Raw genomic sequence first — 13,536 nt, forward strand, 5'->3', positions numbered from 1 at the left:
CCCGAGATACTTATTTGGATTGGAGTCGATAACAATGAAAATCTTTGAGACCAAGACAGCGCCCAACCCACGCCGGGTAAGGATGTTCATGTCTGAAAAGGGCCTGTTGGACAAGGCCGAGTTTGTTGAGATCGATCTGCAGAAGGGTGAGAACCTGACGCCGGAGTACGCGGCCAGGAACCCAATGAAGAAAGTACCCGTGATGGAGCTGGACGACGGCACCTGCATTGCCGAAACCATGGCGATTTGCCGCTATTTCGAGGAAAGCTACCCGGATGCGCCAACCCTGCTGGGCGACACAGCATTGGAGAAAGCGCAGTTGGAGCAGTGGCTGCGGTGGATCGAGTTTTCCTTATTCCTGCCCACGGGTATGTGTTTCCAGCACACCAGTGGCTATTTCAAGGACCGCATGAATCCGATCAAGGAATGGGGTGAGGAGTGCCGCACCTCGGTGGAAAAATTCATGCACTTCCTGAACAAGCATCTGGATGGCAGGGAATATATCTGTTGCGACCGATTCACGGCAGCGGACATCAATGCCTTTACCACCTTGGCCTTCGCCCGTGTGGTGGGTATTCGCATCAAGCCCGAGCAGGCCAATCTCCAGGCCTGGTATGATGGTATCAAGCAACGTTCTTCCGCTCAGGTATGATCCGATGACACAACAGACCCTCCTGGCCTGTGTCCTGGATAAAATCGATACCGCCAACCGTGCAGACCCCAATATCGAGCAGGTTGGCGGCGTACCCTTGCCCAAGGAGTACGCCTACAGCCAGCACATGACCCGCTGGCTGTTCGAGCTTGAGCCGCAGCCCTCCGAGCGCATGCAGATTGCCTGCCGCGCCCAGCACATTGAGCGCTGGACCATCCCCCGTAGCGATTTTCCGGAAGGTCGCAAGGCCTATTACGAATGGCGTCAGGCCTGTGGTCGCATGCATGGCCGCCGGGCTGCCGGGATTATGGCGGAATGTGGCTATCCACAGGAGGAATGCCAGAAGGTGGAAACCATCCTCACCAAGCGGGAGTTGCGCAAGGACGAAGACACACAACTGCTGGAAGACGTTGCCTGCATGGTCTTCCTGGAACGCTACTTCGCGGATTTCTATGAGGAAAAAGCCGATTACGACCGGGAAAAATGGCTGCGCATTGTCCGTCGTACCTGGGGCAAGATGTCTCCGCGTGGGCATGAGGCTGCGCTGAAGCTGGCCGAAGGGATGCCGGCGCATTTGCTGGCGTTGCTACAGGAGGCGTTGGCTGAAGATTAGTCCGTGCTCAAGTCAGCCCTCCTAAAAAAACAGCTCCTGCAGTTTCTTACCAGGTTCTTCGGCCCGCATGAAGGACTCGCCCACCAGGAAGCCGTAGATACCCCGGTCGGTCATGGTCTCCACATCGGCCCGGGTCATGATGCCGCTTTCGGTAATGGTAAGGCGGTCGGCAGAAATCCGTTCATGAAGGTCGAAGGTGGTATCCAGTGAGACGTCAAAAGTGTGCAGGTTGCGGTTGTTGATGCCCACCAGCGGTGTTTTCAGGGTGAGGGCATCGTCCATTTCCTCGCCGTCATGAACCTCGACCAGCACGTCCAGGCCGATTTCATGGGCAATGCCTTCCAGCTCCTGCATCTGGTCCCTGGTCAGGCAGGCGGCGATCAGCAGGATGCAGTCGGCGCCAATAGCCCGGCTCTCGTAGACCTGATACGGCGCCACCATAAAATCCTTGCGGATGACTGGCAGGCTGCAGGCGTTGCGGGCGGCTTTGAGGTAATTCTCATGGCCCTGAAAGAAGTCCTTGTCAGTGAGCACTGACAAGCAGGCGGCACCGCCTTTTTCGTAGCTTTCGGCGATGGCCTCGGGCACAAACGGATCGCGGAGAATGCCTTTGCTGGGGGAGGCTTTTTTGATCTCGGCAATGACCGCAGGCGTTTGCTGTTCGATGCGTCGGCGAAGGGCGTCCGCAAAACTCCGCGCTGGCGGTTGATCGCCAGCCATAGCCTTCAGGTCGCCAATAGAAACCTTGCGCGTGCGCTCATCAATTTCCTCCCACTTCCGATCAACGATCTTTCGCAGGATGGTAGGCGTCTTGTCCAGATGTCTGTCAGTCATTATCAGGCTCGTATTAGAAACACTGCGAAAAGTCAGCAAGCTCGGACATCTTGCCGGCGGCCAAACCTGAGCCCATAGCGTCCAGCGCCATCTCTACGCCTTCCGGCGTCGTCTTCGCCAGACCAGCCACATAAATTGCTGCGCCGGCGTTCAGGGCGATGAGGTCGCGGGCCTTCTCAGCCATTTCATCATGGCCACGACCGAACGCGGCACGGATCAGTTTCAGGGAGTCCTCGGCGGTATCCACTGTGAGACCAACCAGCGCCTGGCTCTTGATGCCCAGGTCTTCCGGGGTGATGTCGTACTCAGTGACTTCGCCGTTTTTCAGCTCCGCCACATGGGTGGCGCTGGCCAGGCTGATTTCGTCCAGGCCATCCTTCGAGTGCACCACCATAATGTGTTCGGCACCCAGGCGGTGCAGAACCTCCGCCATGGGGCGACACAGCTCTTTCGTGAACACGCCGATCAACTGTCGCTTGACGCTGGCCGGGTTGGTCATGGGGCCGAGGATATTGAAAATGGTACGGCAACCCAGTTCCTTGCGCGGGCCAATGGCGTGTTTCATGGCACCGTGATGGGCGGGGGCGAACATGAAGCCGACGCCGATCTCCTCTACGCAGCGGGCGACTTCCTCAGGCGCCATTTGCAGGTTGATGCCCAGCTTTTCCAGCAGGTCCGCGCTGCCACTCTTGGAAGACACGGCACGGTTGCCATGTTTGGCTACAAAGCCACCGGCTGCGGCGACCACAAAAGACGCGGCGGTGGATACGTTGAACAAGTTGGCACCGTCACCGCCGGTGCCCACGATATCCACCAGAGGGTCGGCGTTGACCGTCACGCGGGTGGCCAGCTCCCGCATGACTTCGGTGGCGCCGGTGATTTCGTCGATGGTTTCGCTCTTGATGCGCAGCCCCATGAGAAAGGCTCCAATCTGCGCATCGGTGGCTTCACCCTTCATGACGATGCGCATAACATCCTTCATTTCCTCCGTGGACAGGTCCAGATTGGAGGAGATGCGGTTCAGTGCTGCTTTCATGTCCATGTGGTGGCCTCTTATCGTGTCTTCAGAAAGTTGCGCAGCAGCTCATGGCCCTGTTCCGTCATAATAGACTCTGGGTGGAACTGTACACCTTCGATGGGCAGTGTTTTGTGCCGAACGCCCATGATTTCTTCCACCGAACCATCGTCATTGCGAGTCCATGCGGTGACTTCCAGACAATCCGGAAGGGTGTCTTTGTCGATCACCAGGCTGTGATAGCGGGTCGCCTTCAGCGGGTTGCTCAGGCCACGGAAAATGCCTTGGTCCTTATGGTAGACCGCAGATACCTTGCCGTGCATCACCTGCCCGGCGCGAATCACCTTTCCGCCGTACACCTGCCCGATGGCCTGGTGGCCGAGGCAAACGCCCAGAATCGGCAACTTGCCGGCAAAGTGGCGGATGGTGGCCATGGAAATGCCTGCCTCGTTGGGCGTGCAGGGGCCGGGAGAGACAACGAGACGTTCCGGCTTCAGGGCTTCAATGCCCTCCACGGTGATCTCGTCGTTGCGGTAGACATGAACATCTTCGCCCAACTCGGCCAGGTACTGCACCACGTTGTAGGTGAAGGAGTCGTAGTTATCGATCATCAGTAGCATAATCTTATCCTCCGCCTCAGTGGTCGAAATCGTTGTAGGTCATGGCGACGGCGCGGAAAATCGCGCGGCCCTTGTTCATGGTTTCCTTCCACTCAAGGCGGGGCACCGAATCGGCCACCACGCCCGCTCCTGCCTGAATATGCAGGGTGTTGTCTTTGATCACGGCCGTGCGGATAGCAATGGCGGTATCCATGTTGCCATTGAACGACAGGTAACCCACGGCACCGCCATAGACACCGCGTTTCACCGGCTCCAGTTCGTCGATGATTTCCATGGCGCGAATCTTGGGGGCACCGCTCAGGGTGCCGGCGGGTAGGGTGGCGCGCAGCACGTCCAGGCAACTGGTGTTGTCTTTCAGGCGACCGGTGACGTTGGAGACGATGTGCATCACATGAGAGTAACGCTCCACAATCATCTTGTCCGTCAGCTTCACCGTGCCGGTTTCAGACACCCGGCCAGCGTCGTTGCGGCCCAAATCGATCAGCATCAGATGCTCGGCGATTTCCTTGGGGTCGGCCAGCAGTTCCGCTTCCATAGCCCGGTCTTCGGCATCGGTGGCGCCACGCTTTCGGGTGCCGGCGATGGGGCGCACAGTGACTTCATCATCTTCCACCCGCGCCAGGATTTCCGGCGAGGAGCCGACGATCTGGAAGTCTCCCAGGTCCAGGAAATACATGTAGGGGGACGGGTTCAGCACCCTCAGCGAGCGATACAGGTTCAGCGGTGGCGCCTCGAACGGAATCGACATGCGTTGCGAGATCACCGTCTGCATCACGTCGCCGTCCAGCACGTATTCCTTGATGTGGCCGACGGCCGCTTCGAATTTTTCCTGGTTGAACCCGGAAATAAAGTCGCTCTCATCCACGGTTTTACCGCGCAGATGTTCCGGCGTGCGGGGCGCGTTGGCCGTCTGCCGGTGCAAGCGGGACTCCAGATCGTCAATTCGCTGGAGTGCCTGTTCGTAGGCGCCCTCCTGATTTGGGTCGGCATGGACAATCAGGTGCAGTTTGCCGCGCAGATTGTCGAACACCACCACGTCATCGGACACCATCAGCAGTATGTCGGGCGTGCCGATCTTGTCCGGCGGGCAGGTGTTGCGCAGGCGCTTCTCGATGTAGCGCACGGTGTCATAACCGAAATAGCCAACCAGGCCGCCATTAAAGCGGGGCAATTCCTCCAGGTCCGGCGCGTTGAAGCGGGCCTGGTAGTCTTCCACGAAGGCCAGTGGGTCGTCGACCGTGGTTTCTTCGATCACCTTGTCGTCGCGGGTAATAGTGACGGTGTGATCATAGACCTTGAGGACTTCCCGGCTTGGCAGGCCGATGATGGAATAGCGGCCCCACTTTTCACCGCCCTGGACGGATTCAAACAGGTAGGAATAGGGGCCGCTGGCCAGCTTGAAATAGGTGCTCAGGGGCGTGTCCAGGTCGGCAAGGACTTCGCGGTATACGGGGATACGATTAAAGCCGGCCTTGGCGAGCTCGGCGAATTGCTCGGGTGTCATGATAACGGTTCCTGAATCTGATCTGTATGGAGGACGTTCGGGCGGCATTCAGCCGGTGCGCCATCGCCACCATCGTGTTGCGCGGGTTGTCAGTACGCCACGCGCTGTCATCAGACTCAGTCCCTGCACGGCAGGAATCTCCCGAATTGAAGGTTTCAAATCAATATCCTGTGAGATTACAAAAGCTGGGCCAGGGAATCAACAACGGCATCCGCGCCGAGCGAATCCACGGGCGCCCCGTAATTATAGCCGTATCGTACCGCCACCGAAGGAATGCCTGCTGCCAGGGCCGCGCTGATGTCGGTGACCGAATCGCCCACCATCACCGTGGTGCCCCGGGTGCCGCCCAATTCGGTCATGGCATGGATCAACGGTTGCGGGTCTGGTTTGCGCACCGGCAGGGTGTCTCCACCGATGCTGATATCAAACCAGTGTTCTATGCCCATCTGCTCGAGCAACGGTGCCACAAACTGTTCCGGCTTGTTGGTGACGATGCCCATGCGGCAGCCGTGGTCGGCAAGACGGGTCAGGCAGTCCTCCACGCCGTCGTAGAGTACGGCATGCCGGCCATTAAGGTTTTCGTAGGCATGGTAGAACATGGTCAGTGCATCGTTGAACAGGGCGTCGTTCTTTGGGCTGACTGGTTCCCAGTCCGCCTGGCCTGCCAGGGCGCGGCGTACCAGCACGCCGGCACCGTTGCCGACCCACTGGCGCACGTTGTCGATGCCGGCCTTGCGGCGACCTAACTGTTCCAGCATGGCATCAATGGCCGCCGCCAGATCGGGGGCACTGTCTACCAGTGTGCCGTCCAGGTCAAACAGGGCAACCCCCGGCCAGCGCTGGTTGAATAGCCCCGCCAGGCTCATTGGTTCAGGCCTTTTTGGGCCAGTTCCAGTTCCGCCCGCATTCCGTCGATGGTGGTCTTGTAGTCGTCGGTGTTGAAGATGGCGGAGCCGGCCACGAAGGTGTCGGCGCCAGCCTCGGCGATCTCGCGGATGTTGTCGGTTTTCACGCCACCGTCGATTTCCAGGCGAATATTGCGGCCGCTGGCATCAATGCGCTTGCGGGCTTCACGCAGTTTGTCGAGAGTGCCTGGAATGAACTTCTGGCCGCCGAAACCGGGGTTTACGGACATCAGCAGGATCATGTCCAGCTTATCCATCACGTGATCAATGTAGTGCAGTGGTGTGGCCGGGTTGAACACCAGGCCCGCCTTGCACCCACCTTCACGAATCAACTGCAGGGAACGGTCGATGTGTTTGGAGGCTTCCGGGTGGAAGGTGATGTAGCTGGCGCCGGCATCAATGAACATCCGGATCAAGTCGTCTACCGGCGATACCATCAGGTGCACGTCAATTGGAGCGGTAACCCCGTGTTTGCGCAATGCTTCGCAGACCATGGGGCCGATGGTGAGGTTGGGTACGTAGTGATTGTCCATGACGTCGAAGTGGACAATGTCGGCGCCGGCGGCCAGTACGTTATCGACTTCCTCGCCCAGTCGGGCAAAATCGGCTGAGAGGATGGACGGGGCAATCTGGAAAGGGTTCATGACGGCTCTCTTGAACGGTTTGATAGTGATATCGACGATGGCGCGTACAGCGGTTCTCTCTGCAAAAGGCTGCAAAAAGCTGCTGGGCCGCAAAGCTGCTAGTCTACCAGTTTGATGGTGATTTTTCGCACGGAATGAGTGACAGCCTGTGAGCAGATGGATTGAAAAAACGGTTACGCAGGGCCTGGTCATCCTGGCCTGCCTTATTGCTTTCTGGGCCCCGCCAGCGTTGGCGCAGGCGCAGAAAGACGCGCAGGACCAGAGTGCCAACCCGACCGGCCAGGAAGCTGAAAAACCCGCCGGGGCGGCTGTTGAAAGGCCGTTGATATCGACGGGGCTCGATTCGGATGCAATCGCCAGAATCTGGCCGGACTCGTCAATATGGCTGGAACCGCCGGAAGAAGAGCCTGTGCTGGCCCTGTTTGAGCCAGAATCCGAGACCCCCGCGAAGGGCGCACTGGTGATTCTTGCCGATGAGGGGCAATCACCCGCCTCCGGGTTGGCTGCCGCCCTGCGGCAACCGATGGCACGTGCCGGCTGGGCCGTCATGGTGGTCGGGCTTGAGACACCGCCGTATGAGCTACAGGAAGCGCGTTCGACAACGGGACTTCGGGTCACCCGAAGACGCTGGCATGCCGGAAACGGACGCCGCCGATGAAACGAGCGAAAAATCTGTGGACGACGAGTCGGTGATGATTGATGTGATGGCCAGTGAGGATGTCGAGGCATTGGCAAGCCAGTACCGCGCCCGCATCCAGAAGGCCCTGGCTGCGGCGGTTGGCAACCTGGTTGGTCGTGGTTACAGCCGGGTGGCCATGGCTGGCGTCGGCCGGGCGGCTGGTCATGTCACCCACGCGGCCACGGCCAGCGGGGGGCAGGATGTGTCGGCGCTGGTCTGGATTGCGCCGGTGTTTGATCAGAGCGATTCGAAAGCCCTGGCGGAGTCACTTGGTGAGTCTGGCGCGCTGAAAGTGCTGGAGCTTTACAGTGCCCGCAGCTCGTTGGACGCCGGGGGCGCGACTCAAAGGTCGCCAAAGCAACGGGAGGCTGCATTCCGGCGGGCAGGGATTGCAGGCTACTCCCGACAACCTGTCGCAATGGCTGAACAGCCACAGCCCAGGGAGGCGCAAGCGCTTACCAATCGCGTCTCAGCCTGGCTTGCCTCCGAACGCTAGGAAATGATCAGCCACCCACGGCGGTGGATGAGCCGATGACAACTCCACCACAGCTCACAGCATCGCCGGTCAGAGCGGCCGGCTTGCCCTCAATCAGCACGGTTGGGCTTCCAACTGCGATGGTGCGGGGGTGTGGTGGATGCTTGGGCTTGGAGTGCATGGCGAGCTGGTCGCCGAGTCGAGCAACGGGCTTGCCGTCGATCAGCACGGTAGCGCTGCCGGTAATGACGGGGGTTGGAGGGAAGCCTTGGTGATCGGTTCCGATGTCGCCGAGCAGGACGAGTTTCTTACCCATGGGAATGTTCCTTTTCAGTGGGTCTTGCACGCCGCTGGTCCGTGGGCATGCCTTCAATAAGTGATACTGATGCCGAAGTCTAGCAAGCTTGGCGTCGAACTCAAAATGTCGGATTCAAACCGAAAGGCGCTGGCTGATCAGTTCCCAGGCCTGCTGGTAGCGAAGAAGGCGGTCTTTCGCCCTGGTCAGTTCCGCCGGGCTCAGCTTCTGTTGTGCCAGCTTGTCCGGGTGGCATTCAGACACCTTCTTCCGGTAGGCCCGTTTGATAACCTCGCGGCTGTCACGGCGGGTAACGCCGAGGACCTGGCAGGCCTGCTCGAAGCTGGAGGGCCGTGGCTGGCCTTCCGGTTCGGTGATCCAGACCTTGCTGGCGTAACTTTCGAGAATGTCATCGCTGACTCTGATCGGCAGCCCCATCTGGTCAATGGCGTCTTCGCAGCGATAGCGGCGGGGCTTCTCGGGGCGTCCCTGCAGCTGCGCCGCGTGGCAAAGGCAGATGGCAACGCGTAGCGAGGGCGAAGGCCAGATTCTGTGGGTCAGTCGCAGGCGCAGGGCTTTCAGGGTAGGGATGCGCTCAGCGCTCTTGCCCTTGCGGAAATTGTCAATGGCTTTGCGCCGCTGGCGACCGGAGAGTTTCAGGGCCTTCATCAGGGTTTCGGCGAAACCGATGTCTTTCTCCGTAACCCGTCCTTCCGATTTGGCGATGTAGCCCAGGAAAAAGAACAGGCTCCGGCGGCACCAACGCGGCAGTCGGGTTCTGACCAGCAATTCGTTGGCCTGGTGGCCGCAGGCGGTCAGCTCTCCAAGCAGCTCACTGAACTCCGCTTCCATGCGTGCGGGCAGGTTATTGTCTCTGGTCTCAGAGGTCATGGCTCAGCCCCCGCCTTCCTTAAGCATCCGATCCAGCTCGCGTAGCCGTTCCGGTGTACCGATATCCATCCAGTGTCCGGTGTGACGGATGCCTGTGACGCGTCCCCGGGTCATAGCATCTCGCAGGATTGGAGCCAGCTTCCGGGCGCCCGGTTGCAACCCTGAAAACAGGTTTCGGTTTAGCAGGCTGATGCCGGTAAAGGTCAGCGTTTCGGGGCCGTTGTCAATCACCGTACCATCCGCTCGCAGGCAGAAGTCGCCCGCTGGGTTGTGGTCAGGGTTACCCGTCATGACCAGTAACGCGTCTGCATGTTCGGGTGGCGTCAGTTGCGCGAGATCAAAATCGCACCAGATGTCTCCGTTGATCACAACGAACCACTCGTCGCCGCTGCTGGTTAACAGGGGCAATGCGTGGAGAATTCCGCCGGCGGTCTCCAGGGGGTCGCTTTCCCGCGAGTATTCAATGGCCAGCCCGACATTACTACCGTTACCCAGTTCCGTTTCGATCTGTGTGCCCAGCCAGGCATGGTTGATCACAACTTCCCGGAAACCAGCGGCTTTCAACCGTTCCAGGTGGTGCACGATCAGCGGCTTACCGCCGGCAGACAGGAGCGGCTTCGGAGTGGTCAGGGTCAGCGGCCGCATGCGCTCGCCTTTGCCGGCCGCGAGAATCATCGCTTTCACTGGCCGAATGTCTCCACAGGGCCGATCCGTTGCTCAATGGGTGGCACCACGGTTTCCGTGAGCCATTCGTGGAAGTGGCGCAGGGCGGCCTGACGGCTGCTGGCCTCCACCAGATAGCCCACGGTACGGGGAACATCCTTCAGGAAGCCGGTTTTGCCGTCACGTATGGCCAGCCGGGCAAAGATGCCCGCAGCTTTCAGATGGCGCTGCATGCCCATGAGCTCCAGCCATTGGCGGAAGGTGTCCCTGTCAGCCTTGTGAAGGCCGGCCTCGGCGCTGAGTACGCGAAAATGGTCTGTCCACTGGTCGATGCGTTCTTCCGGCCAGCGGATATAGCAGTCTTTCAATAGCGATACCAGATCGTAAGTGACCGGGCCGCGCACCGCGTCCTGAAAGTCGATTACGCCGGGCCTCGTGGTGCCGGGGCGGACCAGTAGGTTGCGGGAATGGTAGTCACGGTGCACTGCCACGTTCGGTTGGGCCAGGGCGCTCTCACGCAGGAAGGCGAAGGTGGTGTCCAGCAGCGCGCGTTCGCCGTTGGAGAGAGTCAGCCCCAATTGTTGTGTCAGCAACCAGTCCGGAAACAAGGCCATTTCCCGATCCAGCAGGGCGATGTCATAAGCGGGAAGTGGGTAGTCGGGTGCGTCGTCGGCCTGCTGTATGCGGACCAGTTCATCCATTGCCGCGCCATAAAGCCGGTCAGCGTTGGTGTGGTTCACGGCGCTGAGCATCAGGGCGTCACCGAAGTCTTCCAGCAGCAGGAACCCCCGGGTCAGGTCTTCGTGGACGATGTCCGGCACAGCGATATCAAGGCTGCGCCAGTGATGGGCAATAGCTACGAAGGGGTGGCAGTCTTCATGCTCGGGCGGCGCATCCATCACGATATAGGGTTGTGGCCCGGTGCCATGAGGGTCGCCGCTGACGCGGAAGTAGCGGCGGAAGCTCGCGTCCCCGGATACTGGCTCGGGTGTCGCCTGGTCAAAACCGGGAAGGTCTCTGACCCACTGGGTGAGCATTGTCAGGCGGGTATCCATGAAATTGGCTGTTTTCCTGGCTCAGAAGTTATCGGTGACCTGGCCGCAACGAACCTGCGGGCCCATGGCCGAAAGTTAGCAGATCAGTATAGAGGCGGTAAAACGGTTTTGCAGCAATGGCTGGTTTCCGTTAACAAAGGCCGGTTTCCGTTAACAAGGCAAAGGGCGCCGTGTAAACTAGGCCGCTGTTAAGTATCTCCGACAGCCGCGAATCCATTCTGGACAGGAACCTGCTCACCGTGCCAGCCCCAACAAGGAAGCTGCGAATGCCAACGCCCCGCATGCGGCACCGTCTCGGGTTGCTGTTTGCGTCCGTTACGGGGTGCACAATGTTGGCACCAGTTTCGGTGGTTTATGCTCAGGAAGCCGCCCCTTCGGCTGCCGAGATTGACTGGCGGCCCAAGTCTGATTTGCCGGAGGATGTCCGTCGATCCCTGCCGGACTTCTGCGGGGGTGGCTATTTGCCTTCCGCGGTCCCGGGGGTGGGAAAGGGAAACGCAGGTGAGCCGGCAGCGAAAAATGGTCAGGCGCCCCTACAGGCCAGTGGGCTCAATGCGCGGTATGAACTCGACAACGAACTGTTTCTGCGGGGAGATGTTCGTCTGGAGCAGCCGGGGTTCCGGGTGACTGGCTCCGAGGCCCGCTACAACCAGGCAACCGGTGCGGTGGCCATTGAAGGGCCGTTGACCAGCCGCGGTGATGGCTTCCTGCTGACCGGCGAGCGTGCGGACTACGACGTCAACAGCGGCCGGGTTGACATCAATACGGCGACCTTTCTCCTGCACGGCCCGGAAATGCGGGGTTCGGCCACTCAGCTCTCCCGCACGGCGGAAGACCAGGTGCGGATTCGTGGCGGCTCACTGACCACCTGCGCCCCAGACAACAACGACTGGTCCATCGTGGCGTCGGACATCCACCTGGACCAGGGCGAAGGTGTGGGCACGGCAAAGCATGTGCGCCTTGAGATCAGTGATATCCCGGTGTTCTACTGGCCCTATGCCAGCTTCCCTATTGACGACCGCCGCAAGACAGGCTTTCTCTATCCGTCTTTCGGTACCTCCAATGCGGGTAGCGGCGCTTTCCTGTCGGTTCCCTACTACCTCAACCTGGCGCCGCACTACGACGCGACGCTGACGCCCCAGTACATACATGGGCGTGGATTGTTTACCGAGGCGGAGGGGCGTTACCTCAGCAGTCTGGGCGAATCGGTGCTTCAGCTAGGCTACGCGGGCAACGACACCGAGTACGAGGAGGAATTTCCCTCGCAAGGCGGCGAACGCTGGGGTCTTGATTTCAGTACCCAGGCGAGATTCGGATACGGCTGGACCGGCTACGGAGATTATTCCGTGGTTAGCGACGACGACTACCTCAGTGACCTCAACCGCAACCTCGAGATCAATAGCGCAACGCACCTACGGCGTCGTGGTGGCGTGCGCTACCGGGATTCCTCCCAGTATTTCGAGACCTATCTTAATGGCTACCAGACGATCACTGATACTATCGCCGACGAGGACATCCCCTACTCGCAGCTGCCGGAAGTATTGTACGGCGCCACATTCGATGCAGGACCGACGGAAGTGTCCCTGGAAAGCCAATACACTTATTTTTACCGCGACAATGACGACCTGACAGGGCTCGACCAGGCGAACGGCCATCGCCTACGGGCCATACCCGAAGTGGCGTTGCCTATGCGGGCTCTTTGGGGCTATGTCAGACCTTCAGTCAGCGTGGACTACACGCGTTACGAACTGGAGGATTACACGGCACGAGATCCCGGTTTCGACCGCACCGTTCCAGTAGCGGAATGGGATTCCGGCCTGTACTTCGACCGCCAGTCCACTCTGTTTGATATTCCCTACAATCAAAGTCTTGAACCGCGACTCTACTATGCTTGGGCAGACGCAGAGTCTGACCAGTCCTACATTCCGGACTTTGACACCGCCATCCGCTCGTTCAGTTTTGACCAGCTGTTCGAACGTAACCGCTTTAGCGGTGGTGATCGGGTAGGCGACAGCAATCAGCTAACAGTGGCACTGACCAGCCGCTTCAATGACCTGGTGACAGGTGCTGAGCGAGCGCGTTTCAGCATTGGTCAGGTGCACTATTATGACGACCGGGAGGTGGAGCTTCTGGACGGGAAGGGTGCCTCGGATGCCAGTGATTCGCCTCTGGCCGGTGAAGTGGTTCTGCGGCCTGTGGACGGCCTGGAAATCCGCAGTTCAGGTCTGTGGGAACCAGACACAAACGAGACCCAGGAAGGTCGTAGCCAGCTGGTTTTTCACTCCGATGATTACCGATATCTGGCCAGCCTGGGCCACACCTACGTGGCTGATGAATTTGAACAGTCGGATATCGGGGGCGTTTTTCCTGTCACAGACCGTGTTAGTCTGATCGGCCGCTGGGTCTACGATTCCGAGCTTGATCGTACGGTCGGTTCACTGGCCGGGCTGGAATACAATAATTGTTGCTGGAGTGTGCAGCTGGTGCACCAGAACTACCTGACGGACGACGAACAGCTTGAGAGTCGTATGCTGTTCCAGATCCAGCTCAAAGGACTGGGCGGGAGCGGCGGATCGTCCAGCCAGATTTCCGAAGCCATCTACGGCTTTGACGAAAGGGAACGTCGCCGTTTCGGTGATCGCTGATGCCTGACAGTCAGGCTCGGGATGCCGGGGTGACAGGCAGTATTCT

15 protein-coding genes are annotated in these 13,536 nt (G+C 59.5%); 5 read left to right on the forward strand and 10 right to left on the reverse strand.

From position 1 onward, the window contains the following. The first annotated feature begins 34 nt into the window (after positions 1–34). Entirely contained in the window at positions 35–652 is a 618-nt protein-coding gene (locus tag R1T46_RS06300) for a glutathione S-transferase family protein (protein WP_317307708.1), read from the forward strand. A gap of 4 nt (positions 653–656) precedes the next feature. Further along, positions 657–1,265, forward strand: a complete 609-nt coding sequence (locus tag R1T46_RS06305; protein WP_317307709.1) for a DUF4202 domain-containing protein — start codon at positions 657–659, stop codon at positions 1,263–1,265. A gap of 21 nt (positions 1,266–1,286) precedes the next feature. Here R1T46_RS06305 and trpC read toward each other — a convergent pair whose 3' ends face one another. The 6 genes from trpC to rpe form a co-directional block, all read right to left on the reverse strand. Then, positions 1,287–2,099, reverse strand: a complete 813-nt coding sequence (gene trpC, locus R1T46_RS06310) for an indole-3-glycerol phosphate synthase TrpC (RefSeq protein WP_317307710.1) — start codon at positions 2,097–2,099, stop codon at positions 1,287–1,289. Between the two features lie 13 nt (positions 2,100–2,112). Next, positions 2,113–3,141, reverse strand: a complete 1,029-nt coding sequence (trpD, locus tag R1T46_RS06315) for an anthranilate phosphoribosyltransferase (protein WP_317307711.1) — start codon at positions 3,139–3,141, stop codon at positions 2,113–2,115. 11 nt (positions 3,142–3,152) lie between these two features. After that, positions 3,153–3,734 carry an aminodeoxychorismate/anthranilate synthase component II gene (locus R1T46_RS06320; RefSeq protein ID WP_036210957.1) on the reverse strand — a complete coding sequence of 194 codons (582 nt, stop codon included), beginning with the start codon at positions 3,732–3,734 and terminating at the stop codon, positions 3,153–3,155. A gap of 16 nt (positions 3,735–3,750) precedes the next feature. After that, positions 3,751–5,238 carry an anthranilate synthase component I gene (gene trpE / locus R1T46_RS06325; RefSeq protein WP_317307712.1) on the reverse strand — a complete coding sequence of 496 codons (1,488 nt, stop codon included), beginning with the start codon at positions 5,236–5,238 and terminating at the stop codon, positions 3,751–3,753. Positions 5,239–5,414: 176 nt separating this feature from the next. Then, positions 5,415–6,104, reverse strand: coding sequence for a phosphoglycolate phosphatase (locus tag R1T46_RS06330; protein ID WP_317307713.1), 690 nt, complete (start codon positions 6,102–6,104; stop codon positions 5,415–5,417). Next, positions 6,101–6,787 carry a ribulose-phosphate 3-epimerase gene (gene rpe, locus R1T46_RS06335; protein ID WP_127401896.1) on the reverse strand — a complete coding sequence of 229 codons (687 nt, stop codon included), beginning with the start codon at positions 6,785–6,787 and terminating at the stop codon, positions 6,101–6,103. Before rpe ends, R1T46_RS06330 begins: the two co-directional genes overlap by 4 nt. Before the next feature lie 148 nt (positions 6,788–6,935). On the opposite strand from rpe, the gene R1T46_RS06340 reads away from it, so the two are divergent. Together R1T46_RS06340 and R1T46_RS06345 are read left to right on the forward strand one after the other, a co-directional pair. Then, the gene (locus R1T46_RS06340; protein WP_317307714.1) at positions 6,936–7,445 is read left to right on the forward strand and encodes a DUF3530 family protein; all 510 of its coding nucleotides are present in this window, start codon (positions 6,936–6,938) and stop codon (positions 7,443–7,445) included. Beyond that, positions 7,363–7,962, forward strand: coding sequence for a DUF3530 family protein (locus R1T46_RS06345; RefSeq protein ID WP_317307715.1), 600 nt, complete (start codon positions 7,363–7,365; stop codon positions 7,960–7,962). The genes R1T46_RS06340 and R1T46_RS06345 overlap by 83 nt, the downstream gene beginning before the upstream one ends. Positions 7,963–7,969: 7 nt before the next feature. Here the strand turns inward: R1T46_RS06345 and R1T46_RS06350 are convergent, their stop codons facing one another. From R1T46_RS06350 to R1T46_RS06365, 4 genes are all read right to left on the reverse strand, one after another. Then, entirely contained in the window at positions 7,970–8,257 is a 288-nt protein-coding gene (locus R1T46_RS06350; protein WP_317307716.1) for a type VI secretion system PAAR protein, read from the reverse strand. 114 nt (positions 8,258–8,371) lie between these two features. Continuing rightward, positions 8,372–9,127, reverse strand: a complete 756-nt coding sequence (locus tag R1T46_RS06355; RefSeq protein WP_127401893.1) for a DnaJ domain-containing protein — start codon at positions 9,125–9,127, stop codon at positions 8,372–8,374. 3 nt (positions 9,128–9,130) lie between these two features. Continuing rightward, complete coding sequence (gene murU / locus R1T46_RS06360) at positions 9,131–9,811, reverse strand: N-acetylmuramate alpha-1-phosphate uridylyltransferase MurU (protein ID WP_317307717.1); 681 nt, start codon at positions 9,809–9,811, stop codon at positions 9,131–9,133. Next, positions 9,808–10,845 carry an aminoglycoside phosphotransferase family protein gene (locus R1T46_RS06365; protein WP_317307718.1) on the reverse strand — a complete coding sequence of 346 codons (1,038 nt, stop codon included), beginning with the start codon at positions 10,843–10,845 and terminating at the stop codon, positions 9,808–9,810. The genes murU and R1T46_RS06365 overlap by 4 nt, the downstream gene beginning before the upstream one ends. Before the next feature lie 329 nt (positions 10,846–11,174). Between R1T46_RS06365 and R1T46_RS06370 the strand changes: the two genes are divergently transcribed. After that, on the forward strand, positions 11,175–13,490 hold the full coding sequence (locus R1T46_RS06370) for an LPS-assembly protein LptD (RefSeq protein WP_317308270.1): 2,316 nt from the start codon (positions 11,175–11,177) through the stop codon (positions 13,488–13,490). Positions 13,491–13,536: the final 46 nt, after the last annotated feature.

It is taken from the genome of Marinobacter salarius, from assembly GCF_032922745.1.
In the GTDB taxonomy this organism is placed as follows: Bacteria; Pseudomonadota; Gammaproteobacteria; order Pseudomonadales; family Oleiphilaceae; genus Marinobacter.